This window comes from Mycobacterium sp. 1081908.1 (assembly GCF_001673535.1).
Taxonomy (GTDB): domain Bacteria; phylum Actinomycetota; class Actinomycetes; order Mycobacteriales; family Mycobacteriaceae; genus Mycobacterium.
The window spans coordinates 1-23,626 of record NZ_LZLY01000102.1 but is presented as its reverse complement, the minus strand read 5'-3'; the positions used below and the strand labels follow the sequence as shown (position 1 = coordinate 23,626).

Genomic DNA, 23,626 nt, shown 5'->3' with positions numbered 1-23,626 from the left:
CCTAACTGAGCCGCTCGGTTAGGAACTCGACTACCCGTTTGCGCGCCTCGTAAGCCGGTTGGCCGTCGACTTCGCGGACCTCGTCGGTCAGCACCGAGTGCGCCATCTTGCCGAAGCCGCCTTCATTGCCTGGGCGCGAGTCGATTTCGATCACCTCGAACGCGTCGCCGAGGCGCGCTTTGAGCGCCGCGAACCGTTCCCGCGGCACGATGTTGTCCTCGCTGAAGCGCAGGCCCATCGCGCACAGGCCGTCATTGGCGCAACGGTCGGCCACGGTGGTCATCTCGGACTCGCTCAACCCCGTGTCGGCGCGCCGCGCGCGGCCCAGCGGCATCGGCACCGACGGCTGGGAAAGCACCGGGGCCAAAACGCTGTCGTCGACGGCGGCGGCCAGCGCGAAGCCGCCGGTGAAGCACTGGCCGATGACGCCGACGCCCTTGCCCGGCGTCGACGCGTTGAGGTCGCGGGCCAGCGCGCGCAGGAACAACGACACCGGCCGCTCCTTGTTGGTGGCGAACGCCGCGAATTCCCTTGCGACACAGGCCCGCGTGGTGGTGCCGATGATGTAGCCGAGCGTCTTCGGCTTACCCGGCACACCGAAAAGCGACGGCATGGCGACGGTGAACCCGTTGTCCACCAGGTGATTACCGAGGCCCAGCACGGCGGGGTGGATTCCGGGGATCTCCGGAATCAGCACCACGCCGGGGCCCGCGCCCTTGCGATAGACGTCGTGGGTGTAGCCGCCTCCGGTGAACGGTGCCACCGACCATCCGGACAGGTCTGCTTCGGGTGCGGTCACGCGATGCCTTCTTTCAGCGGCTGGGCAAAGGCGACGCTGACTGCGTCGCCGAGGCCAGCGTACGAAACTCGTCGGCGCCGCCGGCACCGGTTATCGCGATCTGGGTGGCACCGGCCGGTCCGGTCAGCCTGGTGGTCCATACCGGCTCGGCGGCGGAGCCGTTCTGGCCCGCGCCGTGATAGACGACCCAGTTGACGCCGTCGACGTCGACGGCCCCGGTCGGATACGCCGACGGATGGACCGATCCGACGAGCTTGTCCTCGTCGGCGTTGCTCTGGGTCAGGCCGAGGTACATGCCCGTCGGGCTGATGTAGCCCACGGTCGAGGTGGCCGCGTGCAGCCGCTGACCCGTCGAGGGGTCGGTTCGGCCGTTGTCGATGCCACCGCGACCGCCGGAGTTGGAGTGCCAGCCGGCGGGCAACTGGGGCAGCCGAATCGGAAAGCCCAGCGTCTGGGCGTCCGCCCGCAAGGCGGCCGCCGCGTCGTAGGACGGGATCGCGCCCTTGTTCGTCCCGACCGGCTGGAACGAGCACATCCCGACCAGCCCGGCCAGCAGGATGCAGCCGATGACCAGCGGGATCAGCGACCAGAACATGTCGCGACCGTCCTGCAGCAGCCGGGGCTTCGCCGGTTTGGGCGCCGGCGCCGGCTCGCCTACCTCGGCGTTCGGCTGCGGCTCGTCGGTCATGAGCCCGAGTATCCCAGTTCCGGGGGACCGATTCGCTTCTGGGACAATCGGCAACCATGAGCGATCGCCCTCAACGCCGTGAAGCCCCCGACCGCAACCTGGCGATGGAGCTGGTCCGGGTCACCGAGGCCGGGGCCATGGCGGCCGGCCGGTGGGTGGGCCGCGGCGACAAGGAGGGCGGCGACGGCGCGGCCGTCGACGCCATCCGCGAGCTGGTCAACACCGTGTCGATGCGCGGCGTGGTGGTGATCGGCGAAGGCGAGAAGGACCAGGCGCCGATGCTCTACAACGGCGAGGAGGTCGGCAACGGCGACGGGCCCGAGTGCGACTTTGCCGTCGACCCGGTGGACGGCACCACGCTGATGAGCAAGGGCATGCCCAACGCCATCTCCGTGCTGGCGGTGGCCGACCGCGGCGCGATGTTCGACCCGTCGGCGGTGTTCTACATGAACAAGATCGCCGTCGGGCCCGAGGCCGCCAACGTGCTGGACATCACCGCCCCGATCGCCGAGAACATCAAGGCCGTCGCCAAGGTCAAGGCGCTGTCGGTGCGCGACATGACGGTGTGCATCCTGGACCGGCCGCGGCACGCACAGCTCATCGAAGACGTCCGGGCCACCGGGGCCCGGATCCGGCTGATCACCGACGGCGACGTCGCCGGCGCCATCTCCGCGTGCCGGCCGGAGTCGGGCACCGACATGCTGGCCGGGATCGGCGGCACACCGGAGGGCATCATCGCCGCGGCCGCGATCCGCTGCATGGGCGGGGCCATCCAGGCGCAACTGGCGCCCAAAGACGACGCCGAGCGCCGCAAGGCGCTGGACGCCGGCTACGACCTCGACCAGATACTGACCACCGAGGACCTGGTGTCAGGCGAGAACGTCTTCTTCTGCGCGACCGGGGTCACCGAGGGAGACCTGCTCAAGGGCGTCCGGTACTACCCCGGCGGCTGCACCACCCAGTCGATCGTGATGCGGTCGAAGTCGGGCACCGTGCGCCTGATCGAGGCCTATCACCGGCTGTCCAAGCTCAACGAGTACTCCGCGATCGACTTCACCGGCGACAGCTCTGCCGCCTATCCCCTGCCCTGAACCCAACCCGAAACGAGGAAGACCAATCTATGGCCACTGAGGACGCCGAGTACCGCATCGAGCACGACACCATGGGCGAGGTTCGGGTGCCGGCAAAGGCCCTGTGGCGCGCGCAAACTCAGCGCGCGGTCGAGAACTTCCCGATCTCGGGCCGCGGCCTGGAGCGCACCCAGATCCGCGCGCTCGGGCTGCTCAAGGGCGCGTGCGCGCAAGTGAACAAGGACCTCGGGCTGCTGGCGCCGGAGAAGGCCGACGCGATCATCGCCGCGGCGGCCGAGATCGCCGACGGGCGCCACGACGATCAGTTCCCCATCGACGTCTTCCAAACCGGTTCGGGGACAAGCTCGAACATGAACACCAACGAGGTGATCGCCAGCATCGCCGCCGCCAACGGCGTGACGGTGCATCCCAACGACGACGTCAACATGTCGCAGTCGTCGAACGACACCTTCCCGACCGCCACCCACATCGCGGCGACCGAGGCCGCGGTGCGTCACCTCATCCCCGCGCTCGAGGTGCTGCACGACGCGCTGGCGAGCAAGGCCCGCGAGTGGCACACGGTCGTCAAGTCCGGCCGCACCCACCTGATGGACGCCGTCCCGGTGACGCTGGGCCAGGAATTCAGCGGGTATGCCCGCCAGATCGAGGCCGGGATCGAACGGGTCCGGGCCACGCTGCCGCGGCTGGGAGAGCTCGCGATCGGGGGCACCGCCGTGGGCACCGGACTCAACGCGCCGGACGGGTTCGGCGTCAAGGTGGTCGAGACCCTGGTCGCCTCCACCGGCCTGAGCGAATTGCGCCCGGCGGTCAACTCTTTCGAGGCCCAGGCCGCCCGCGACGGGCTGGTCGAGGCCTCGGGCGCGCTGCGCACCATCGCTGTGTCGTTGACCAAGATCGCCAACGACGTCCGCTGGATGGGGTCGGGCCCGCTGACCGGCCTGGCCGAGATCCAGCTGCCGGACCTGCAGCCGGGCAGCTCGATCATGCCGGGCAAGGTGAATCCCGTTCTGCCGGAGGCGGTTACGCAGGTCGCGGCGCAGGTGATCGGCAACGACGCCGCCGTCGCCGTCGGCGGGTTGTCCGGCGCCTTCGAGCTCAACGTCTACATCCCGATGATGGCGCGCAACATTCTCGAGTCCTTCAAGCTGCTGTCCAACGTCTCGAGGCTGTTCGCGGAGCGCTGCATCGTCGGGCTCAAGGCCAACGTCGAGCACCTGCGCGAGCTGGCCGAGTCGTCGCCGTCGATCGTGACGCCGCTGAACTCGGCCATCGGCTACGAGGAGGCCGCCGCGGTGGCCAAACAGGCGCTCAAGGAGCGCAAGACGATCCGGCAGACCGTCATCGACCGCGGCCTGATCGGTGACAAGCTGTCGGTTGAAGAGCTGGACCGCCGACTCGACGTGTTGGCGATGGCCAAAGTGAAGCCGGAGAAATAGATGAGAGCGGTTCAGCGATGACGACTCCCCCCGGCGGCCCGTACGGTCAGGATCCCTACGGGGCGAATCCCTATGGGCAGGGCCCATATTGGGGCGGCCCGCCGCAGGGCGGCCCGCCGCAGGGCGGCCCGCCCCCGGGTGGTCCGCCACCGGGTGGCCCGCCGCCGGGCGGCGGCTACCCCTACCCCGCGCCGGGTGGCCCGTACGCGGCCGGCCCCTACCAGCCCCAGCAGTTCCCGCCACCCGGGCAGCAGGTTCCGCCGGGCTGGCCCGGCGGGCCGTACCCGCCCGGGCCGCCGCCAGGGCCACGCTCCAAGGCCCCGTGGCTGATCCTCGCCGGCATCGCGGTGCTGGGCGTCATCGTGCTGGTGGTGCTCCTGGTGATCGGGCTCAACAGCGGAAACAAGCCGAACAGGGCGGGCCCCTCGACCAATCCGTCCGTCCCCTCGTCCACCAGCGCCCCGTCGTCGTCGCCGAACAGCGGCCAGCAGACGGCGACCGGCTGCACGCCGAATGTGTCCGGCGGCGACAAGCCGTCCGGCGACACGATCAGCGCGGGCAAGCTGTCGTTCCCGGCCAGCGCCACGCCCGGCTGGCAGGGTTTCTCCGACGACCAATCCCCGAACCTCATCGGCGCGGTCGGCGTGGGGGCGGAGGTGCCCGGGGCCAATCAATGGATGATGCAGGCAGAGGTCGCCGTCACCAACTTCGTCTCCAGCATGGACGTCGGCGCGCAGGCGGCGAAGTTGTTGGACTGCGTGGCCAACGGACCGGGCTACGCGAACGCCACGCCCACCCTGGGCCCGACGAAGACGTCGTCGCTCACGGTCGACGGCGTCAAGGCCGCCCGGGTGGACGCCGACATCACGATCGCCGACCCCGCCCGCAACGTCAAGGGTGACTCGGTGGTGATCGTCGCGGTCGACACCAAGCCGGTCACCGTCTTCATGGGCGCGACGCCCATCGGCGACGCGGCCTCGGCGGGCATCATCAACAAAGTCGTTGGGGCGCTGAAGGTAAAGAAGTAGGTCAGGCGGTAACCGGCCCCGCCGGCGCCGACACGTGGGTGGCCTCGGAGCGCCCGCGCAACACGGTGGAATAGCACTCGGCCCAGTGCGCGCGCTCGGCGTCGTCGGCCCGCTCGATGGCCGCCGCCGAACACAAGATTCGCCGCTCGGCGGTCTTGGCAAGGTCGGCCAGCCGCGCCGCCTCATTGACCGCATCGCCGATTACCGTGTACTCGTAACGATTTTCGGCGCCGACGTTGCCGGCGAACACCCGGCCCGCCGAGATGCCGATGCCGAAATCGACGACCGGTAGCCGGCGCAACTGGGTGGCCAGCGCACGCGCCGTCGCCAGCGCCGCCGATGCCGGCTGCGCCGTGCGCAACGGGGCGCCGAAGACGGCCAGCGCGGCGTCGCCCGCGAATTTGTTGATCAGCCCGTTGTGTTCGTCGACCGCGTCGACCACGATCCGGAAGAAGTCGTTGAGCACCTCGGCAACCTCTTGCGGCGGGCGGCTTTCGGCGAGTTGCGTGGAGCCGACCAGGTCGATGAAGAGGATCCCCGCCTCGACCACATCGCCGGACAACGACGCACCCTCCTGAATGGCGCGCTGCGCGACATCGGTTCCGACGTGCCGGCCGAACAGGTCTCGCAGCCGATCCCGCTCGGCGAGCCCGGTAACCATTCGGTTGAATCCCGTTTGCAGGCGCCCGATTTGGGATCGCTCATAGGCCCCCACGTAGGTTTCCATGCGGCCGTGCTCCACCTCCGCCATCGCGTCGACGACCTCGCCCAGCGGATCGGCGATGGATCGGGACGTCAGGATCATCGTCGGCAGCCCGAGGACCAGCGCCGCCATCGACACCACCAGGATCGGCACGTCCAGCGCGGCGGACTTCTCGATCAGCCAGCCGTAGGAGCGCATCACGACCAGGGTCGCGATCACCCCGATCGGGAGCGCGCTGCACAGAAACCACAGCAGTACCAGCCGCGCGAACACGCCGGGTACCGCCAGCCGCGGCTCAGCCCTCAGGGTGGCCGCGCCCATGATGGGCCGCAAAGTGCGTTGCGCGAGCAGCATCCCGGTGCCGGCGGCGGCCGGTGCGCCCAGCAGCACGCCGAGCGCGACCGGCAGCAGCGGCTGCGCCCCGGCGTCGAGGTTGAACAGCGCGAAGAACAGACCGGACGCTGCCCACGCCAGCACCAGGATCGCCGACTGGCGCCCCGGCATCTTCATGGCGGCTTCGCGCTGTTCGCGGGTTGGTTCGTCGCCGGCGACATACCAGCGCAGCGTGGGAGTCAGGTTCAGCGCCCCGGCCACCGCGACGCCCGCGACGCCCACCGTGACGAGGGCCAGCATCACCGCGGTGTTCTTCTCGACGAAGTCAGCGCTGGGAGCGACGGACGTGTGCCCCCGCAGCGGGATCAAGATCGCGGCCGCGTCCACGAAGGCCAGGACGTAGGCCAGCGCGAGGTCGGTCGCGTAGTCAATCGTCAACCTGCGCGCGGACTTTCGCCGCCCCGCCGCTGGGGTCCGCAGCCGGCGCGGCGTGATCACCTAGGCGCCGTTGTTGGGGCCGCCCGAGTTCTGGCCCGGGATGTCGGTGATCGGGAAATTCGGCATCGGCTTGGGTGAGGAGGTGTTGGGCAGCGCGGGGATGTCGCCGGGGGGAATGTCGTGCAGCTGGTTGGCCGGTGGACCGTTGTCCCGGCCGCCGTACGTGCTGCCCGGCGCCCGGGGCCCCAGCAATTCGCTGACCGTCACCAGCCGGTAGCCGTTGGCCTTGAGCACCGGGATGAACTGGTACACCAGGTCGACGGTGCTCGAGTAGGTGTCGTGGAACAACACCACCGAGCCGGGCTTGATGTACGTCATCAGCATGTATCGCGTCGCGGCCGTGTTGGAGTCGTTGATCCAGTCGAAAGGGATGACGTCCCAGAGGATTTCGGCCAGGCCGAACCGGCCGGCGGTCTGGCGAACCGCGTCGTTGGACAGCCCGCCGGCGGGACGCCACAGCGAGGGTGCCCGGCCCGTCGCGGCGGTGATCGCGTCGTTGCTACGGGAGAACTGGCCCGCGATGTCCTCCGGGGGGATCGTGGTCATGTTGGGGTGTTCCCAGGTGTGGTTGCCGAACTCCATGCCGGCGTCGGCGACGCGCTTGGCGCCCGCGGGGTTGGCGGCGACCTTGTTGCCGATCAGGAAGAAGGTGGCCTTGGCGTCGGCGTCCTTCAGGATTTGCAGCAGCCGGTCGGTGTATGGCCCCGGCCCGTCGTCGAACGTGAACGCGACGCATTTGACGACCGAGCAGCTGAGGTTGTCCGCCCGCGTCACGTGACCGGTGAGGGCCCCGATCACCAGCACCGCCGCGGCCGCCACGACGCCCAGGACGGTCCGCCAATAGCGCCAGGCCTGGCTGTCGGGTCGTTTCGGCACGTGAGAAGCCTACCCGGGGTAGGGCGCGCAACCGCGGCGTTGCCCGTGTAACCAGGGCTTTCGGTGTTGCGTCAGGGCGAGATTTGCGCGGATTTCCCGCCCTGTACTCACACTCAAGGCCAAGGATTCACACTCAGTGCGGCCCGGCGATCTCCTCGAGCATCTCGGTGACCAGCGCGGCGATCGGCGAGCGCTCGCTGCGCAGCAGCGTGATGTGGGCGAACAGCGGGTGGCCCTTGAGCTTCTCGATCACCGCCGCGACCCCGTCGTGGCGGCCGACGCGCAGGTTGTCGCGCTGGGCGATGTCGTGGGTCAGCACCACCCGCGAACCGGTGCCCAACCGGGACAGCACGGTCAGCAGCACGTTGCGCTCCAGCGACTGCGCCTCGTCGACGATGACGAACGAGTCATGCAGCGAGCGGCCCCGAATGTGGGTCAGCGGCAGCACCTCGAGCATGCCGCGGGAAAGCACCTCCTCGAGCACCGCCGGGCTGGCGAGGCCTTCGAGGGTGTCGAAGACCGCCTGCGCCCACGGGCCCATCTTTTCGCTCTCGCTGCCGGGCAGATAGCCCAGCTCCTGGCCGCCGACCGCATACAGCGGGCGGAACACCACCACCTTGCGGTGGGTGCGCCGTTCGAGCACCGCCTCGAGTCCCGCGCACAGCGCCAGCGCCGACTTGCCGGTGCCGGCCTTGCCGCCCAGGGACACGATGCCCACCGACTCGTCGAGCAGCAGGTCCAGCGCCACCCGCTGTTCGGCGGAACGGCCGCGCAGCCCGAACACCTCGCGGTCGCCGCGAACCAACTGCACGCGTTTGGCCGCGTTGACGCGCCCAAGTGCGTGAGAGCTGCCGCCCAGCAGCCGAATTCCGGTGTGGCAGGGGAGGTCTCTAGCTTCGACCAGGTCGATCTCACCGTCGGCGTAGAGCGCGTCGATGTCGTCGGCGCCGGTCTCGATCTCCTGCATCCCCGCCCAACCGGAGACGATGACGTCCTGCGCGTGATACTCGTCGGCGGCCAGGCCCACCGCGGCGGCCTTCACCCGCAGCGGAATGTCCTTGCTGACCAACGTAACTCGCTTGCCCTCGGCGGCGAGGTTGGCGGCGCAGCTCAGAATCCGGGAGTCGTTGCTGTCGGTGCGGAATCCCGCGGGCAGCACCATCGGGTCGGTGTGATTGAGTTCGACGTGCAGCGTACCGCCTTGTGTCCCAACGGGAATCGGCTGATCCAGCCGTCCGTGCTCGAGCCGAAGATCATCGAACAGGCGCAACGCCTGACGGGCGAACCAGCCCAGTTCGTGGTGGTGGCGTTTGGCCTCCAACTCGCTGATCACCACCAGCGGCACCACCACCTCGTGTTCGGCGAACCGGCTGCACGCCCACGGATCGGACAGCAGCACAGAGGTGTCGAGCACATAGGTCCGGAGATCGGTCACGAAGCGCTCCTCGAGCGGGTAAGCCCGCGCGGACCCGCACAGGCATGTCGGCGGGAGCCGCAGCACCAGGACCGGGGCCGGTCCTGCCCTTGTCGTGACGGGAGGTGCCGCCCTGGCAGCAGATCTTGTCGCTGGCCATCGGGAACGACGCTACTCTCGTGGCCGCTTCGGCGCCGCGCAGGCGCGCCGAGACCGACACGGCGACACCAAAAACCGGCCGCGGGCCGCGGCCGGTTCGGGTGACGATCGGCTTAACTGATGACGAATTGCTTCAGCGCGGGCTCGCCCGCCACACCCCATTCGGTGATGCGGTCGGAGATCGCCTGCCGCAAATCCGCCGGGGTGAAAATGCCCGCCTCGGCGACGTTCTGCACCTTGCCCGCGTAGGCGTCGATGTCGGCTCCCACCGGCTGCAGCTCGGCCGCCCGCGCCGCGATCGCGGCGATGGTCTCGTCGCGGGTGTAGGAGAGGCAGTGCGCGACGAGGCTGGCGAACATGTGCTCGTGGCGCTCTTCGTCCCTGCGGATGCGGTCGATGAGGCCGGCCAGCACCGGCTCCTCGATCGTCGCGGCCAGGTTGCGGCAGAACACCGCGTGGGTGCGCTCGGTGAGCGCCATGTAGGCCAGGGTTTCGATCTGCGAGTAGGTGTCCGCGCGGTAGCCCTTCATCACGTACTGGACGCGGGCCTCCTCGTTGGCGGTCGGGTCGACCTCCCGGGTCACCACCAGGTATTCGCGCAGCGCGATGGCGTGCAGGTGCTCCTCGGCGGTCCAGCGGCCCAGCCAGCGGCCCCACCACTCCTCGAGGATGAAGTGCTCCACGAGCTCGCGGTGGTGTGCGGCGAGGTTGTCCTTGAGCAGCAGCAGGATCTCGCAGGCGTCGGTGACGCTCCTGGGCAGGGTGGTCTGCGACGGGTCCCAGTCGCGTCCGCCCAGGAAGGCGAAGTTCTCGCCCTGGTCGAAGGGCACGTAGTCGTGGGCGAACCACAGGTCCTCGGTGTTGAGGTGGTGGTCCATCAGCCGCTCGACCACGGGCTCGAGTTCGAGGGTCAGCGTGTTAGGAACAGGTTTCTGTGCCATGCGGTTACCGTAACTCGTAGGTACAGGTTCGGTGAAATTGTTGAGGTGTGTCGCCGCCGAATGGTGACTTTGGTCCCTAACCCCGTCAGCGGTCGACGAGCGTCCAGTTCTCCAGGCCCTCGTAGAGCGGGAAATCCCTGGCCAGGCGGGTAACCCGCTGCCGCAGCGCCGACACGTCCGCCGAGGCGCCGGCCGCCAGGGCGGTGGCGATGATGTCGGCGACCTCGGTGAACTCCGCGTCCCCGAAACCGCGGGTGGCCAGCGCCGGCGTTCCCACCCGCAGCCCCGACGTCACCATCGGGGGCCGGGGGTCGTTCGGGACAGCGTTGCGGTTGACGGTGATGCCGATCTCGTGCAGCAGGTCCTCGGCGGCCTTGCCGTCCAGCGGCGAGTCGCGCAGGTCGACCAGCACCAGGTGCACGTCGGTGCCGCCGCTGACCACCGAGACGCCGGCCTTGGCGACGTCGGCCGCCAGCAACCGGTCGGCGATGATGCGCGCCCCGGACAGCGTGCGCTGCTGGCGGTCGGCGAACTCGGGGGTGGTGGCGATCTTGAGCGCGACCGCCTTGCCCGCGATGACGTGCATCAACGGGCCGCCCTGCTGGCCCGGGAACACCGCGGAGTTGATGGCCTTGGCGTACTCCTGCTTGCCCAGGATCATCCCGGACCGGGCGCCGCCCAGCGTCTTGTGCACGGTCGTGGACACCACGTCCGCGTGCGGCACCGGCGTCGGGTGCAGGCCCACGGCGACGAGCCCGGCGAAGTGCGCCATGTCCACCCACAGCTTGGCGCCGACCTCGTCGGCGATCGACCGGAACGCGGCGAAGTCGAGGATCCGCGGGTAGGCCGACCAGCCGGCGATGATCACCTTGGGCCGGAACTCGAGCGCCTTGGTCCGCACCGCGTCCATGTCGACCAGGTGCGTCTTCGGGTCCACGCTATAAAAGCCGGCCTCGTACAGCTTGCCGGAGAAGTTCAGCTTCATCCCGTGGGTGAGGTGGCCGCCGTTGGCGAGGTCCATGCCGAGCAGGTGCTCCCCGGGCGACATCAGGGCGTGCAGCACCGCGGCGTTGGCCTGGGCGCCCGAATGCGGCTGGACGTTGGCGAACTCGGCGCCGAACAACGCCTTCGCCCGGTCGCGGGCGATGTTCTCCACAACGTCGACGTGCTCGCATCCGCCGTAGTAGCGCCGGCCGGGCAATCCCTCGGCGTACTTGTTGGTCAGGACGCTGCCCTGGGTCTGCAGCACCGAGCGGGGCACGAAGTTCTCGGAGGCGATCATCTCCAGGGTGTCGCGTTGCCGGTGCAGCTCCTTGTCCAGCAACTCGGCGATGTCGGGGTCGACCTCGGCGAGCGGGGCCGACATCAGTGCGGAGGAGGTACGGGCGTCGGGTGCGGCAGTCACGGCTGCCAGTCTATCCAGCGCGGTTTTCGCCAGCCCAGCCGTCGGGCGCGCGTCCGCCCCTGCCACACTTGACCACTATGCCGCGGCCTAGCGAGCCGAGCCCTTATGTGGAGTTCGACCGAAAACAGTGGCGTGCGCTTCGCATGTCGACGCCGCTGGCCCTCACCGAGGAGGAACTGGTCGGGCTGCGTGGTCTCGGTGAGCAGATCGACCTGCTGGAGGTCGAAGAGGTTTACCTGCCGCTGGCCCGGCTGATCCACCTTCAGGTCGCGGCGCGCCAGCGGCTGTTCGCCGCCACCGCGGAATTCCTCGGGGAACCCCAGCAGAACCCGGACCGGCCGGTGCCGTTCGTCATCGGGGTGGCGGGCAGCGTGGCCGTCGGCAAATCGACGACGGCCCGCGTGCTGCAGGCGCTGTTGGCCCGCTGGGATCACCACCCCCGGGTCGACCTGGTGACCACCGACGGCTTCCTCTACCCGAACGCCGAGCTGGACCGGCGAAACCTGATGCACCGCAAGGGTTTTCCGGAAAGCTACAACCGCAGGGCGCTGATGCGGTTCGTGACGTCGGTCAAATCCGGCTCCGACTACGCGTGCGCGCCGGTCTATTCGCACCTGAAGTACGACATCATTCCGGGAGCCAAGCACGTGGTCCGCCACCCCGACATCCTGATCCTGGAGGGCCTCAACGTCCTGCAGACCGGTCCGACCCTGATGGTGTCGGACCTGTTCGACTTCTCGCTATACGTCGACGCCCGGATCGAGGACATCGAGCAGTGGTACGTGTCGCGGTTCCTGTCGCTGCGCGGCACGGCGTTCGCCGACCCGGAGTCACACTTCCACCACTACTCGGCGCTCAACGACACCAAGGCCGTCGCCGCCGCGCGCGAGATCTGGCGGTCGATCAACCGACCCAACCTGGTCGAGAACATCCTGCCGACCCGGCCCCGCGCCACCCTGGTGTTGCGCAAGGACGCCGACCACTCCATCAATCGCCTCCGCCTGCGCAAGCTGTAGCGCGGGAACCGGGCCGGAGGCGCGGAAAAGCTACGTCGCGAGGCGACGCACTCCCAGGTACTGCAGGCCGGCGAACGCCGCCGTGTAGACGCCGGTGGCCAGCGTCGCCGCCACCCCGGTTGCGGTCAACATGGGCACTGCCCCGGCGGCCACGATCGCGGCCAGCGTGAAGACGACGTTGGCCACGATGATGCCGATCCCGACGCGGCGCAGGTCCGGCGCCGCGGCGAGGCTGAACACGACGAGGCCGGCGAGCACGAAGAACGCGCCCATCGCGTATTCCTGGCCCGACGTGAGGCCGGTCAGCGACGAGATCGGGTCGGCGAAGAAGGCGACGGCCAGGCCGCACAGCCCCGTCAGCGTGGCGTCGGCGCGCATGGCGAAACGCAGCAGCGAGTCGGTCGAGTCGTACAGGGGGCGGGTGGGGAGACCAGAAACAGCGGTCATGTGATTACTCCTAGCGATGGCGTAGGGGGTCGATCTGGTTTGAGCGTGCCGCCGGAGCACTGCCATATCGACGCGTGGCGCTGCCAACTGCTGCCACGGATACAAGGACGAGGCATTTCGCCCGGCTATTCCCGCCTGGCGCCAATTAATTCCACACGTGTCACAAATCGTGGGGCTGGTGGCCTGATCGGTTGCTCCGCGCCGCGTTTACGTCTCGCGAGCCGCTAGTCGCTGGGGACCGGCACCCGTCCGCGCAGATCGGCGGCGATGAGCCGGGCGGCGGCGTTTTGCCAGTTGTGCAGCGAACGCTGCGGCACCTCGGTGACCAGCCAGTGCCAGGCCTGCCGGGCAGTGGGGTCCAGGCCGGCCGCGGTGGCGTTCTGCGCGTACGCGCGCACCCCGACGACGTACGGGAAGTACAGGGAGTTGTAGTAGCGCCATTCCTCGGTGGTCCCGAAATCGCCCGCGTCGCGGGGTTTGAGCCGGGCGATGCCGTCGGCGAGAACGGCCTTGAGCTCGTTCGCCCGCTCCACCGGGTGGTCGGGGGCGCCGCGTGCGGCCAGTCGCTCGTCGATCACGGGCAACGCGGTCAGCGGGCTGGCGACGAGCTTGGTCAGGTCGGCGTAGTGGCCCAGCGCGCGGCGGGTGAGGCGGGCGAAGGCGTCGTCATCGATGTGCTGAAGGTCCTTGCGGGGATCGACCGAGCGCAGCGGCAGCGCCGCGCCGGTGTGCCGCAGCGCGGCCCGGTCGGCGCGCAGCGCGGGCGACCGGGAGAACGCCAGCCGGTCCAGCACGCCGGCCAGCGGGTCGGCCAGCACCTGCACCGCGATCGCGATCGCCAGGGTGGTGAACAGCAGCACCGTGAGCACGCTCTGCGCGGTGGGCTCCCCGCGGGTCAGGGTCAGGCCGATCAGCGCCTGGCCGCCGAACAGCACCGCGACCGCCATCGAACCGGAGAACGAGCGCAGCATGTCGGCGCGCAGCGCCTGGCCCTCGTCGAAGGCGTCCCACAGGGCCACCGCCACGCCGAGCGTCAGGACGTCGCAGCCCGTCGACGCCAGGGCAAGCCAGCTCGGCACGATGCCCAACGGGATGATCAGGATGGCGTTGGCCAGGGCGAAGAACAGGGTCGCGACCACCACGACGCCCACGACTGGGGTGGGCTGGGCGGGCCGCCGAACCGCGACGACCATCGCGCCCAACGTGGACGTCGAGATCACCGCCATCATCAGCAGGTGCCCCAGCCGCAGCGGCCCTTCGACGCTGCCGGCCAGCGCCGCGCCGAGCAGGATGAGCGCGCCCACACCGCCGACGAGCAGCAACTCGCCGGTGCGCGCCCGCCAGCGGTCGCCCGGCCGGGAGAGCTCGACGAGCACCGCGAACCACGCCACGCTGGGGACCGCGGCGAGATAGATCTCGAGCCGGCCGAGGAGCGCGAGGTGCCCGGTGCCGGCCGTGCGCACCGCGTCCAGCGCCACAACCAGCGCGAAACCGCACAGCCCGATCGCCGCCAGCGCCAGCACCGGCTTACGCGGATCACGGGCCAGCAGATACAACCCCAGCCACCCACTCAGCGTGAACACCACCGCCGACAGCGCAGCCATGCATCCAGTGTGGCACGGGTTACTTGCCGTACCTCCGATGCCGTTGGCTGTAGTCACGCAGCGCGCGCAGGAAGTCGACGCGCCGGAACGCGGGCCAGTGCGCCTCGGTGAACCACATCTCCGAATAGGCGCTCTGCCACAGCAAAAACCCCGACAGCCGCTGTTCCCCCGAGGTGCGGATCACCAGGTCGGGGTCGGGTTGCCCGGAGGTGTAAAGGTTTTCGGAGATACCGTCCACGGTCACCGCGTCGATGAGCTCCTCGGCGCTGGCACCGTTGGCGAGTTCTTTGTTCAAGAGCGCCCGCACCGCGTCGACGATCTCCCGGCGGCCGCCGTAGCCGACGGCGACGTTGACGTGGAACGGCGCGACGGCCGGGGTCGATTCCACCGCGTCGCGCACCCGGCGGGCCTGCTCTTCACCGATCAGCGCCAGGTCCCCGACGGTGCGCACGCTCCAGCGGTTGGCCGGGGCGCAGATCTCCTCGACCACGTCGGTGATGATCTCGATGAGGCCGGCCAGCTCGTCGGGGTCGCGTTGCAGGTTTTCGGTGGAGAGCAGGTACACCGTCGTCATCTCGATGCCGGCCTCCTGGCACCAGCGCAGCATCTCGGCGATCTTGGCGGCCCCCATCCGGTAGCCGTAGCTCACGTCGTCGTAACCGGCGTTGCGCGCCCAGCGCCGGTTTCCGTCGCACAGCACCGCGATGTGGCGGGGAAGTTCGGATTTCGTGGCCGCCAGACCCTGCCTCAGCCGCAGCTCATAGACGCGGTACAACGGCTCCTTGAGCCGCGGCGGGATGATCTCCACGAAGCTCCACCCTACTGTGAGCGACCCCAAATTCCGGCCTGGATTTGCGCAACCCCACCGCACGTCCAACACCGGGTCGTGATCATTCGCCGCTACTGTTGGTTCTAACGGCCCCAAGTCGAGGCATCAGGAGACATGAGCAGCAAGACCAGCACGCCCACCAACCCGGATCCCGAGGCGATCGCGCCCGGCAACCCCGTCGAACAGCTCGTCGAGGGGGCCGTCGAGGCCATTTCCAAGCCCCGCATGCGCGGCTGGATTCACTTCTACTCGGCGTGGCTGGCGATCGTCTGCGGCGCGAGCCTGGTGTCGGTGTCGTGGGCGGTGGCGTCCACCCGCGCCGGGCTGACGACGTTCGCCTACGCGCTGGCGACCGTGGCGATGTTCGCGGTCAGCGCCACCTACCACCGCGTCACCTGGAAGTCCGAGAAGAGCCGCAACCTGATGAAGCGGCTCGACCATTCGATGATCTTCCTGTTCATCGCCGGCAGCTACACGCCGTTCGCGATGCTGGCGATGCCGCCAGCCGACGGGCGCACGGTGTTGTGGATCGTGTGGGGCGGCGCGCTGGCGGGCATCGTGCTGAAGGTGTGCTGGCCGACGGCGCCGCGCTGGGTGGGCGTGCCGCTGTACCTGCTGCTGGGCTGGGTGGCGGTCTGGTATGCGCCGACGATCATCCACGTCGCCGGGGTGGCGGCGATGGTGCTGCTCGCAACCGGCGGCGCGTTCTACAGCGTCGGCGGGCTGCTCTACGGGCTGCGCTGGCCGGACCCGTGGCCAAAGACGTTCGGCTATCACGAGTTTTTCCACGCCTTCACGGCGATCGCGGCGATCCTGCACTACATCGCGATGTGGTTCGCCGTCTTCTACGTCGGCAACCCCGCCTAGAGCTGCGTCACGTCCGCGGCCGACCAGTAGGCCTTCATCGCGGTGACCTTGCCGCGGTCGTCGAAGACCATGACGTCGATCGGCTCGATCACCATCCGGTGTTCCCCCGCGGTGACGGTCAGGCGGAACTGGAACGCCGCCTCATTGCCGGCCACCCGCAGTGACACCAGCTCGCATTCGCGCTGCACGTCGTCGACCGCGGAGTAGAAGCCGTGGATCGCCTGGCGCCCGATGTGCACCTCTCCCCCGACCGGGTCCTCGACGGTCGCGTCGTCGGCGTACAGGTCCACCAGGTCGTCGGCGCTGCCCTTGGCGACGAGCTCGATGTAGCGGTTGACGGTGTCCGTGATCGCGTGGACGCGGTCCGAGGCGTTTGGCATGGGACGCAGGGTAGCCTCCGGGCTACCCTCCCGAAACATCTAGGGCCGCCGCCAGTTCGGCCGCCCCGGTCACCGGCAGGTCGCACACCCGGCCGCGGCACACGTAGGCCGCGTCGGCGCCGCCGACCCGGTCCCGGCCGGCCAGCAGCGCCGACGAATCCCGCTCGCCGCCCGCGACGATCGCCCCGCCGGGCGCCAGCCGGCGCGCTTCGGCCAGCAGCGGGGACCGCGACGGGTCGCAGGCGACCGCGACCTGCAGCGGCCCGCGCACCGCGGCTTCGGCGACGGCCAGCCAATGCCCGGCCGACCGCGGCGCGCGCTCCAGCAGCAGCGAGTGCGCGCCTAGGGCCTCACCCGCCGCCCGCAGGTACCGCTCCGCGCGTTCCCCGTCGACGAGGTGCGCCGCGGTCAGCAACGCCTCGGTGATCGACGACGCGCCCGACGGCGTGGCGCCATCCAGCGGGTCGGCGGGGCGCAGCACCAATTGCTCGGCGTCGTCGGCGGTGTCGAACCAGCGGCCGGGCCGCTGCGGGTCGGCGAAGTGGCGCAGCGCTGTGTCCAGCAAGTCGGTCGCCGCGGTCAGCCACGACTCCTCGGCGGTCAGCTGGTACAGCGCGAGCAGGCCGGTGGCCAGCATCGCGTGATCCTCCAGGATGCCGGGGCTGTCGCCGACCACCCCGCCCAGGCTGGCGCGCCGCAGCCGGCCGTCGACGACGTGCAGGGCCAGCAGCGAGAGCGCGCAACGCCTTGCGGCAGCGGCCAATTCGGGGTCCTCCAACGCCACACTGGCCTCGGCCAGCGCGGTGATCGCCAGCCCGTTCCAGGACGTGACGACCTTGTCGTCGCGCCCGGGCTGCGCTCGGGTGAGCCGCGCGGCGAGCAGCGCGGCGCGGACCCGTTCGGCCCGTTGCGGGTCGTCCGGGTCGGCGGGCAACTGCAGCACCGAGCTGCCGTGCTCGAAGGTGCCGGCCGGGGTGACCGCGAAAAGCTCTGCCGCCCAGGGACCATCGTCGGCGCCGAGCACCTCGGTCAGCTGCGCCGGTGTCCACACATAGGTCGAGCCCTCGCGGCCGTCGGCGTCGGCGTCCAGCGACGAGACGAACATGTCACCGTCGGTCAGCGCGCCGACGAGGAACCCCGCGGTCTGGGCGGCGACCCGGCGGGCCAGCGGGTCGCCGGTGCGGCGCGCCCAGTGGGCGTACGCGCGCAGCAGCAACGCGTTGTCGTAGAGCATCTTCTCGAAATGCGGTACCACCCAAGCGTTGTCGACGCTGTAGCGGGCGAAGCCGCCGGCGAGTTGGTCGTAGATGCCGCCGCGCGCCATCGCGTTGCCCGTGCGCGCCACCGCCTCCAGCGCCGCCGCCGACCCGGTGCGCTCGTGGTTGCGCAGCAGCGCCTCGAGAATCGCCGACGGCGGGAATTTGGGGGCGCCCCCGAACCCGCCGTGCGCCATGTCCTGGTCGCCGAGCACGGAGGCGACGGCATGGTCACACAGCGCCGGCGCGACGTCGGGGCCGCCCGACGGCAGCCCCCCGGACATGTTGCGCAGCTCCCCGGCGATGTGGTCGGAGGCCTCCTCGACCTCGCCGCGGCGGTCCCGCCACGTCGCGGACACGGCCGAAAGGAGTTGCAAAAAGCCGTCTTTCGGGTAGTACGTGCCGCAGAAGAAGGGGCGGCCGTCAGGTGTCAGGAAACACGTCATCGGCCACCCGCCATGCCCGGTGAGCGCGACCGTGGCGTTCATGTACACCGCGTCGATGTCGGGTCGTTCCTCGCGGTCGACCTTGATGCACACGAATCCCGCGTTCATCACCGCGGCCACCTCGTCGTCCTCGAACGATTCGTGGGCCATGACGTGACACCAGTGGCAGGCGGCGTAGCCGATGGACAGCAGGATCGGCACGTCGCGCGCCGCGGCGTCCGCCAGCGCTTGCGAGGTCCACTGCTGCCAATGCACCGGGTTGTCGGCGTGCTGACGCAGGTACGGGCTGGTGGCCAGACCGAGGGTGTTGGTTCCGGCGGCGTCAGCCGGGCTCATCGCCGGGTCCTGGCGCACGCGTGGGTCCGCTCGCCGGGCCGGGCCCCTCGCCGAGGGTGTCGGTGCCCTCGTCGGCGGCCTGATCGGGCTCGGGGTGCTCCGGGTCGAACGTCTTCGGAACCTTCTTCAGCTGCCGGCTCATCGACCGCAACAGGAACAGGGTCGCGACCACCAGCAGCACGACGACGAGCAGCCCGACCGGACTGGCCTTGCCGAAGTCGGGCCCGTGGTTGTGGGGGCCGTCGGCGATCACCTTCAGGAGATGATGCGTCACCCGTCATCCTCGATCCCGGCGAACAGGTCGTCCTCGGGCAGCTTGACCGGCACACGGGAGCGGGCCAGCTCGAATTCCTCGGTGGGCCAGAGCCGCTGCTGCCATTCGATGGGCGCGGCGAAGAACTCGGCGTTCGGGTCGATCTGGGTGGCGTGCGCGCGCAGGGCGTCGTCGCGCTGGCTGAAATACGCCGAGCACTCGACCCGCGTCGTCACCCGGGACTCGAACGGGTCGTGCTCGGGATCCCAGTGCTTGAGCCACTTTTGGAACGGGCCCTCCTGGCCGCGCTTGACGAATTCGTCGTGCAGCAGCTGCATCCGCGCCCGCAGGAAGCCGTGGTTGTAGTACAGCTTGGACACCGTCCACGGCTCGCCCGCGTCGGGGAAGCGGGCGTAGTCGCCGGCGGCCTCGAAGGCGCCGACCGAAACCTGGTGGCAGCGTATGTGGTCGGGGTGGGGGTAGCCGCCGTTCTCGTCGTAGGTGGTCATCACGTGGGGCCGGAACTCGCGGATCACGCGCACCAGCGCCTCGACCGGTTCCTCCAGCGGCACCAGCGCGAAGCAGCCCTCGGGCAGCGGGGGCGGCGGGTCGCCCTGGGGCAGGCCGGAGTCGACGAAGCCCAGCCAGGTGTGCTCCACCCCGAGGATCTCCGCCGCCTTGGCCATCTCGTCACGGCGGATTTCGGCCATGTGTTCCAGCACATCGGGCAGGTCCATCGCCGGGTTGAGAATCTCGCCGCGCTCGCCGCCGGTCAGCGTCACCACCAATACCCGGTGACCCTCGTCTGCGTAGCGCGCCAGGGTGGCCGCACCCTTGCTCGACTCGTCGTCGGGGTGGGCGTGCACCGCCATCAACCGCAGTTCGCTCACGTGCCCCCTTGTCGGTTCGCTGGTCGCCCCTGCAGGGCTAGAAGTGCTAGAAGCGACCTTATAATTCCAGTTCCGATCGTTGCACCCTGTCGGCCGGCGTCCGGCAGCCCGTCTACCCAGGCATACCCAGGCATGACTGAAACCTCCCTTCCGCGCCCCGAGGCGCGCTACGGGCGTTCGCGGCTGTCGCGCGTATCGCGTCGTTGGGTGGCCATCGGTCTGGCCGTGCTGGTCGTTGCCGTGGGTGTCGTCGTCGCCGTGGTGGGCTACCAGCGACTCGGCACCAGCGACGTCGCGGGCTCGCTGGCCGGCTACCAGGTGATCGACAACGAGACGGCGTCGGTAACGATCAGCGTGACGCGATCCGACCCGTCGCGCCCGGTGGATTGCATCGTGCGGGTCCGGGCCAAGGACGGCGGCGAGACCGGCAGGCGCGAGGTGCTGGTACCGCCGTCCGACCAGGCCACCGTGCAGGTGACGACGACGGTGAAATCCGTCCGGCCGCCGGTGATGGCCGACGTCTACGGTTGCGGGACCGATGTGCCCGGCTACCTGCGTCCGGCCTGACCGCAGGATCAAGACCAACAGCGAATATTGAGTCATCATCTGTTTGCGCGGTGGTAACATGGATGAATGCACGGTTCCCTTAGGGACCGTGTATTGCTGCATTAAGGCCGTCGGAAGAACGGAGCGGCGGTAGGGCGGGGCGGGACCCGGATACACCCAGGCAGCGGGGTGCAAAAACTTGCGCGACTACGCGAACGAGACAGAAATACGAGGAGCACGACGAGATGACGGACACTCAGGTGACCTGGCTGACCCAGGAGTCACATGACCGACTCAAGGCCGAGCTCGACCAGTTGATCGCGAATCGTCCGGTCATCGCCGCGGAAATCAACGACCGCCGCGAAGAGGGCGATCTGCGCGAGAACGGCGGCTACCACGCCGCCCGCGAGGAGCAGGGTCAGCAGGAGGCCCGCATCCGCCAGCTGCAGGACCTGCTCAACAACGCCAAGGTCGGCGAGGCGCCCAAGCAGTCCGGCGTCGCGCTGCCCGGCTCGGTGGTCAAGGTCTACTACAACGGGGACAAGTCCGACAGCGAGACGTTCTTGATCGCCACCCGCCAGGAGGGCGTCAACGACGGCAAGCTCGAGGTGTACTCGCCGAACTCACCGCTGGGCGGCGCCCTGATCGACGCCAAGGTCGGCGAGACCCGCAGCTACACGGTGCCCAACGGCAACACCGTCGAGGTCACCCTGGTCAGCGCGGAGCCGTACCACTCCTAAGCCAGCGCGAGCAGCCGTCTGGGCGGCTCCCCCCGCGGCGGGGATTGCGCTCATAGCACCAACACCGAGCGTGAAGCCACGGCGAAAATCAGCGCGGAATCCCGGCGCAGCTTCACGCTCGGCGCCGTGGCGGGGTGGCCGTACTAAGCCAGCGCCTGTTCGAGGTCGGCCAGCAGGTCGGCCACGTCCTCGATGCCGACCGAGAGCCGCACCAGGTCGTCGGGCACTTCGAGTTGCGAACCGGCCGTCGACGCGTGCGTCATGGCGCTGGGCAGCTCGATCAGCGACTCCACGCCGCCCAGCGACTCGGCCAGGATGAACACCTCGGTGCGGGCACAGAGCTCCTCGGCGGCCCGCCGGCCCCCGCGCATGCGCACCGAGACCATGCCGCCGAAGCCGCGCATCTGCCGCTCGGCGATTTCGTGGCCGGGGTGGTCGGGCAGGCCCGGATACAGCACCGCGCTTACCGACGGGTGCTCGGCGAGGAATTCCGCCACCGCGCAAGCGTTTTCGCTGTGCCGCTGCATCCGCAGCACCAGGGTCTTCAGACCGCGCATCGTCAGGTAGGCGTCGAACGGGCCCGGCACCGCGCCCGCCCCGTTCTGCAGGAATGCGAACGCGTCGTCCAGCTCCGGGTCGTTGGTGATCAGCGCGCCGCCCACCACGTCGGAGTGCCCGCCGATGTATTTCGTGGTCGAGTGCAGCGCCACGTCGGCGCCCAGCGTCAACGGCTGCTGCAGCGCCGGCGACGCAAAGGTGTTGTCCACCAACACCTTTGCGGAGTTCCGCTTGCCCAGTTCGGCGATCGCGGCGACGTCGGCGATCGTCAGCAACGGGTTGGTCGGCGTTTCCACCCAGATCAGCCGGGTCTGTGCGGTGATCGCGCCCGCGACGGCGTCCAGGTCGGACAGCGCCACCGGCGTGTACTCGACGTTCCACTTGGTGAACACCTTGTCGATCAGCCGAAAGGTGCCACCGTAGGCGTCGTTGGGGATGACGACGTGATCGCCGGGCCGCAGCATCGCGCGCAGGGCGCAGTCGGTGGCGGCCATCCCGGAGCCGAACGCGCGCGCGAAGGCGCCCTCCTCGACGGCCGCCAGCGAGGCCTCGAGCGCGGCCCGTGTCGGGTTGCCGGTGCGCGCGTACTCGAATCCGCCGCGCAGGCCGCCGACGCCGTCCTGGGCGAACGTGCTGCTTGCGTAGATCGGGGCGTTCACCGCCCCGGTCGCCGGATCCGGACGGTAGCCGGCGTGGATCGCCTTGGTGGCCAATCCCTTGAACGTGTGGTCTCCGCTACGGTCCTCGCTCATCGACGATCAGCCTAGTGACGGCGCCGCGCCACCGCCCCGCCGACCAAATGCCCGCCGGATTCAGGCCGCCGCGCCCTCTTCGATCGGCAGGCACACCGTCGTCATGATCTTGTCCGCCAATGTTTGCCGCTTGGCGTCCCACAGCGGGAACAGGTAGCCGATGTAGCAGATGAGCGAGTCGACGAAGTGCGCGATCTGGCGCACCACCGACATCGCGAAACCCAGCGGCTGGCCGGTCACCTCGCTGACCACCTTGAACTTCATCACCGACTTGCCGACGCTCGAGCCCGTGATGCCCTGGCGGTAGCCGTAGTTCCAGACCAGGTAGGCCACCGCGGCCAGCCACGCCAACCAGAACGCCATCGTGCCGATGCCGCTGGGCTGGTTAACGCAGTACTGGTTGACGCTGTACTGGGTGATGTCGCTGACGCACGACTGTTGCGTGGTCAGCGCCTGGATGAGCGCGCCGATGCCGACGAGGACGCCGGCCGGGATGTTGTCGATGATGAACGCCAGCACCCGGGTGACCCACGGCGTGTAGGACTCCGTCGGCAAGGCGCGGATCGCCGGTCCGGGTGGGGGCGGCGCAAATCCGCCCGACGACGGGCGGGGCTACATGTCCAAGATCTTCAACGACGCCTGGATGTCGTCGTACGGGTTCCTGCGGGCGCGCCTCGACGGGTCGACGGAGGAGTTCAGCGTCGGCGACGTGCTGCGCCGCAAGTCGGGGGCGCTGCCCGATCTGGTGCACACCCATCCGGCCGAGACCGTGCGCGACGCCATCGGCATCCTGCGCGAGTACGGCGTCTCGCAGATGCCCGTGGTCGGCGCCGAGCCGCCGGTGATGGCCGGCGAGGTCGCCGGCAGCGTTTCCGAACGCGAGCTGCTGTCGGCCGTCTTCGAGGGCCGGGCAAAGCTGGCCGATGCGGTGTCGCTGCACATGAGCCCGCCGCTGCCGATGATCGGCGCCGGCGAGTTGGTCAGCGCGGCGGGCAAGGCGCTGCGCGACTGGGACGCCCTGATGGTGGTGGAGGAGGGCAAGCCGGTCGGCGTGATCACCCGCTACGACCTGTTGGGATTCCTGTCGGACGGGCCCCGCGGAACGACGGTCCGGCGTTAGCGCGGCGCGCGGCGATTCGCGCTTATACCGCTGCGCAGGCCCGGCAGGTACTGTAATTCGGCCTGGTTCAGCTAACTCAGTGGAGGGTTGCCCATGTCCGATCAACCGTCGCCCGGCGAGTCCTACCCGCCACCCCCCGGGGCGGGTGGCCAATCCCTTGAACGTGTGGTCGCCGACGGCGCTCATCGACGATCAGCCTAGTGACGGCGCCGCGC

Annotated in this window: 22 protein-coding genes and 2 pseudogenes; 8 read left to right on the top strand and 16 right to left on the bottom strand. The window is 69.5% G+C overall.

All coding sequences use genetic code 11. The annotated features are described in order from the left end of the window. Nucleotide 1: 1 nt before the first annotated feature. Together A5655_RS15940 and A5655_RS15935 are read right to left on the bottom strand one after the other, a co-directional pair. Complete coding sequence (locus A5655_RS15940; RefSeq protein WP_067011448.1) at nt 2-799, bottom strand: dienelactone hydrolase family protein; 798 nt, start codon at nt 797-799, stop codon at nt 2-4. 13 nt (nt 800-812) lie between these two features. Beyond that, nucleotides 813-1,487: a DUF4245 domain-containing protein gene (locus A5655_RS15935; RefSeq protein WP_067011447.1), complete on the bottom strand. Its 675-nt coding sequence runs from the start codon at nt 1,485-1,487 to the stop codon at nt 813-815. Nucleotides 1,488-1,543: 56 nt separating this feature from the next. On the opposite strand from A5655_RS15935, the gene glpX reads away from it, so the two are divergent. Genes glpX through A5655_RS15920 form a run of 3 tightly spaced genes read left to right on the top strand, consistent with a single transcriptional unit; the run spans nt 1,544 to nt 5,042 of the window. Continuing rightward, on the top strand, nt 1,544-2,578 hold the full coding sequence (gene glpX / locus A5655_RS15930; RefSeq protein WP_197508712.1) for a class II fructose-bisphosphatase: 1,035 nt from the start codon (nt 1,544-1,546) through the stop codon (nt 2,576-2,578). Between the two features lie 29 nt (nt 2,579-2,607). Continuing rightward, on the top strand, nt 2,608-4,014 hold the full coding sequence (locus tag A5655_RS15925) for a class II fumarate hydratase (RefSeq protein WP_067011446.1): 1,407 nt from the start codon (nt 2,608-2,610) through the stop codon (nt 4,012-4,014). Nucleotides 4,015-4,031: 17 nt separating this feature from the next. Continuing rightward, nucleotides 4,032-5,042, top strand: coding sequence for a hypothetical protein (locus A5655_RS15920; RefSeq protein ID WP_067011445.1), 1,011 nt, complete (start codon nt 4,032-4,034; stop codon nt 5,040-5,042). 1 nt (nt 5,043) lies between these two features. Here the strand turns inward: A5655_RS15920 and A5655_RS15915 are convergent, their stop codons facing one another. The 5 genes from A5655_RS15915 to glyA all read right to left on the bottom strand — a co-directional run bounded on the left by A5655_RS15915 (nt 5,044) and on the right by glyA (nt 11,332). Next, complete coding sequence (locus tag A5655_RS15915; protein WP_067011522.1) at nt 5,044-6,510, bottom strand: adenylate/guanylate cyclase domain-containing protein; 1,467 nt, start codon at nt 6,508-6,510, stop codon at nt 5,044-5,046. A gap of 66 nt (nt 6,511-6,576) precedes the next feature. After that, nucleotides 6,577-7,452, bottom strand: a complete 876-nt coding sequence (locus tag A5655_RS15910) for a polysaccharide deacetylase family protein (RefSeq protein WP_067011444.1) — start codon at nt 7,450-7,452, stop codon at nt 6,577-6,579. Between the two features lie 133 nt (nt 7,453-7,585). Then, on the bottom strand, nt 7,586-8,887 hold the full coding sequence (locus tag A5655_RS15905; protein WP_067011519.1) for a PhoH family protein: 1,302 nt from the start codon (nt 8,885-8,887) through the stop codon (nt 7,586-7,588). A gap of 251 nt (nt 8,888-9,138) precedes the next feature. Beyond that, a complete protein-coding gene (locus A5655_RS15900) occupies nt 9,139-9,966 on the bottom strand; it encodes an acyl-ACP desaturase (RefSeq protein WP_067011443.1) in 828 nt (275 codons plus the stop codon). An 85-nt stretch (nt 9,967-10,051) separates the two neighbouring features. Next, complete coding sequence (gene glyA, locus A5655_RS15895; RefSeq protein WP_067011442.1) at nt 10,052-11,332, bottom strand: serine hydroxymethyltransferase; 1,281 nt, start codon at nt 11,330-11,332, stop codon at nt 10,052-10,054. Nucleotides 11,333-11,448: 116 nt separating this feature from the next. Here glyA and coaA point away from each other — a divergent pair, with 116 nt between their 5' ends. Next, nucleotides 11,449-12,387 carry a type I pantothenate kinase gene (coaA, locus tag A5655_RS15890; RefSeq protein ID WP_067011441.1) on the top strand — a complete coding sequence of 313 codons (939 nt, stop codon included), beginning with the start codon at nt 11,449-11,451 and terminating at the stop codon, nt 12,385-12,387. A 30-nt stretch (nt 12,388-12,417) separates the two neighbouring features. Here the strand turns inward: coaA and A5655_RS15885 are convergent, their stop codons facing one another. The 3 genes from A5655_RS15885 to A5655_RS15875 all read right to left on the bottom strand — a co-directional run bounded on the left by A5655_RS15885 (nt 12,418) and on the right by A5655_RS15875 (nt 15,246). Beyond that, nucleotides 12,418-12,834: a hypothetical protein gene (locus A5655_RS15885; RefSeq protein ID WP_067011440.1), complete on the bottom strand. Its 417-nt coding sequence runs from the start codon at nt 12,832-12,834 to the stop codon at nt 12,418-12,420. Between the two features lie 224 nt (nt 12,835-13,058). Beyond that, nucleotides 13,059-14,438 carry a hypothetical protein gene (locus A5655_RS15880; protein ID WP_067011439.1) on the bottom strand — a complete coding sequence of 460 codons (1,380 nt, stop codon included), beginning with the start codon at nt 14,436-14,438 and terminating at the stop codon, nt 13,059-13,061. Nucleotides 14,439-14,457: 19 nt separating this feature from the next. Then, nucleotides 14,458-15,246, bottom strand: coding sequence for a (2Z,6E)-farnesyl diphosphate synthase (locus tag A5655_RS15875; RefSeq protein WP_067011438.1), 789 nt, complete (start codon nt 15,244-15,246; stop codon nt 14,458-14,460). Between the two features lie 135 nt (nt 15,247-15,381). Here A5655_RS15875 and A5655_RS15870 point away from each other — a divergent pair, with 135 nt between their 5' ends. Then, complete coding sequence (locus A5655_RS15870; protein WP_067011437.1) at nt 15,382-16,134, top strand: hemolysin III family protein; 753 nt, start codon at nt 15,382-15,384, stop codon at nt 16,132-16,134. On the opposite strand, the gene A5655_RS15865 is transcribed toward A5655_RS15870, so the two are convergent. The 4 genes from A5655_RS15865 to mca are packed head-to-tail and all read right to left on the bottom strand — an operon-like array spanning nt 16,131 to nt 19,695. Beyond that, complete coding sequence (locus A5655_RS15865) at nt 16,131-16,514, bottom strand: nuclear transport factor 2 family protein (RefSeq protein ID WP_067011436.1); 384 nt, start codon at nt 16,512-16,514, stop codon at nt 16,131-16,133. The two genes, A5655_RS15870 and A5655_RS15865, sit on opposite strands and share 4 nt — an antisense overlap. Before the next feature lie 22 nt (nt 16,515-16,536). Beyond that, a complete protein-coding gene (locus A5655_RS15860) occupies nt 16,537-18,552 on the bottom strand; it encodes a thioredoxin domain-containing protein (protein ID WP_067011435.1) in 2,016 nt (671 codons plus the stop codon). Beyond that, nucleotides 18,539-18,826 carry a hypothetical protein gene (locus A5655_RS15855; protein ID WP_067011434.1) on the bottom strand — a complete coding sequence of 96 codons (288 nt, stop codon included), beginning with the start codon at nt 18,824-18,826 and terminating at the stop codon, nt 18,539-18,541. Before A5655_RS15855 ends, A5655_RS15860 begins: the two co-directional genes overlap by 14 nt. Then, a complete protein-coding gene (gene mca, locus A5655_RS15850) occupies nt 18,823-19,695 on the bottom strand; it encodes a mycothiol conjugate amidase Mca (protein ID WP_067011433.1) in 873 nt (290 codons plus the stop codon). The genes A5655_RS15855 and mca overlap by 4 nt, the downstream gene beginning before the upstream one ends. A 132-nt stretch (nt 19,696-19,827) precedes the next feature. Between mca and A5655_RS15845 the strand changes: the two genes are divergently transcribed. Both A5655_RS15845 and greA read left to right on the top strand, forming a co-directional pair. Continuing rightward, a complete protein-coding gene (locus A5655_RS15845; RefSeq protein WP_067011432.1) occupies nt 19,828-20,262 on the top strand; it encodes a DUF4307 domain-containing protein in 435 nt (144 codons plus the stop codon). Between the two features lie 224 nt (nt 20,263-20,486). Continuing rightward, nucleotides 20,487-20,981: a transcription elongation factor GreA gene (greA, locus tag A5655_RS15840; RefSeq protein ID WP_067011431.1), complete on the top strand. Its 495-nt coding sequence runs from the start codon at nt 20,487-20,489 to the stop codon at nt 20,979-20,981. A 143-nt stretch (nt 20,982-21,124) separates the two neighbouring features. Here greA and A5655_RS15835 read toward each other — a convergent pair whose 3' ends face one another. Both A5655_RS15835 and A5655_RS15830 read right to left on the bottom strand, forming a co-directional pair. Then, on the bottom strand, nt 21,125-22,291 hold the full coding sequence (locus A5655_RS15835) for a cystathionine gamma-synthase (RefSeq protein ID WP_067011430.1): 1,167 nt from the start codon (nt 22,289-22,291) through the stop codon (nt 21,125-21,127). 60 nt (nt 22,292-22,351) lie between these two features. After that, a pseudogene (locus tag A5655_RS15830) lies at nt 22,352-22,903 on the bottom strand (RDD family protein); the annotation flags it as partial. Between A5655_RS15830 and A5655_RS15825 the strand changes: the two are divergent. After that, nucleotides 22,887-23,411: pseudogene (locus A5655_RS15825) on the top strand (CBS domain-containing protein); the annotation flags it as partial. The pseudogenes A5655_RS15830 and A5655_RS15825 sit on opposite strands and share 17 nt — an antisense overlap. Nucleotides 23,412-23,626 lie beyond the last annotated feature (215 nt).

Bases quoted from the DNA above. Each gene is read 5' to 3' on its own strand.
- A5655_RS15935 (WP_067011447.1), bottom strand. From the start codon at position 1,487: ATGACCGACGAGCCGCAGCCGAACGCCGAGGTAGGCGAGCCGGCGCCG.
- glpX (WP_197508712.1), top strand. From the start codon at position 1,544: ATGAGCGATCGCCCTCAACGCCGTGAAGCCCCCGACCGCAACCTGGCG.
- A5655_RS15925 (WP_067011446.1), top strand. From the start codon at position 2,608: ATGGCCACTGAGGACGCCGAGTACCGCATCGAGCACGACACCATGGGC.
- A5655_RS15920 (WP_067011445.1), top strand. From the start codon at position 4,032: ATGACGACTCCCCCCGGCGGCCCGTACGGTCAGGATCCCTACGGGGCG.
- A5655_RS15900 (WP_067011443.1), bottom strand. From the start codon at position 9,966: ATGGCACAGAAACCTGTTCCTAACACGCTGACCCTCGAACTCGAGCCC.
- glyA (WP_067011442.1), bottom strand. From the start codon at position 11,332: ATGTCGGCCCCGCTCGCCGAGGTCGACCCCGACATCGCCGAGTTGCTG.
- coaA (WP_067011441.1), top strand. From the start codon at position 11,449: ATGCCGCGGCCTAGCGAGCCGAGCCCTTATGTGGAGTTCGACCGAAAA.
- A5655_RS15885 (WP_067011440.1), bottom strand. From the start codon at position 12,834: ATGACCGCTGTTTCTGGTCTCCCCACCCGCCCCCTGTACGACTCGACC.
- A5655_RS15880 (WP_067011439.1), bottom strand. From the start codon at position 14,438: ATGGCTGCGCTGTCGGCGGTGGTGTTCACGCTGAGTGGGTGGCTGGGG.
- A5655_RS15870 (WP_067011437.1), top strand. From the start codon at position 15,382: ATGAGCAGCAAGACCAGCACGCCCACCAACCCGGATCCCGAGGCGATC.
- A5655_RS15865 (WP_067011436.1), bottom strand. From the start codon at position 16,514: ATGCCAAACGCCTCGGACCGCGTCCACGCGATCACGGACACCGTCAAC.
- A5655_RS15860 (WP_067011435.1), bottom strand. From the start codon at position 18,552: ATGAGCCCGGCTGACGCCGCCGGAACCAACACCCTCGGTCTGGCCACC.
- A5655_RS15845 (WP_067011432.1), top strand. From the start codon at position 19,828: ATGACTGAAACCTCCCTTCCGCGCCCCGAGGCGCGCTACGGGCGTTCG.
- greA (WP_067011431.1), top strand. From the start codon at position 20,487: ATGACGGACACTCAGGTGACCTGGCTGACCCAGGAGTCACATGACCGA.
- A5655_RS15835 (WP_067011430.1), bottom strand. From the start codon at position 22,291: ATGAGCGAGGACCGTAGCGGAGACCACACGTTCAAGGGATTGGCCACC.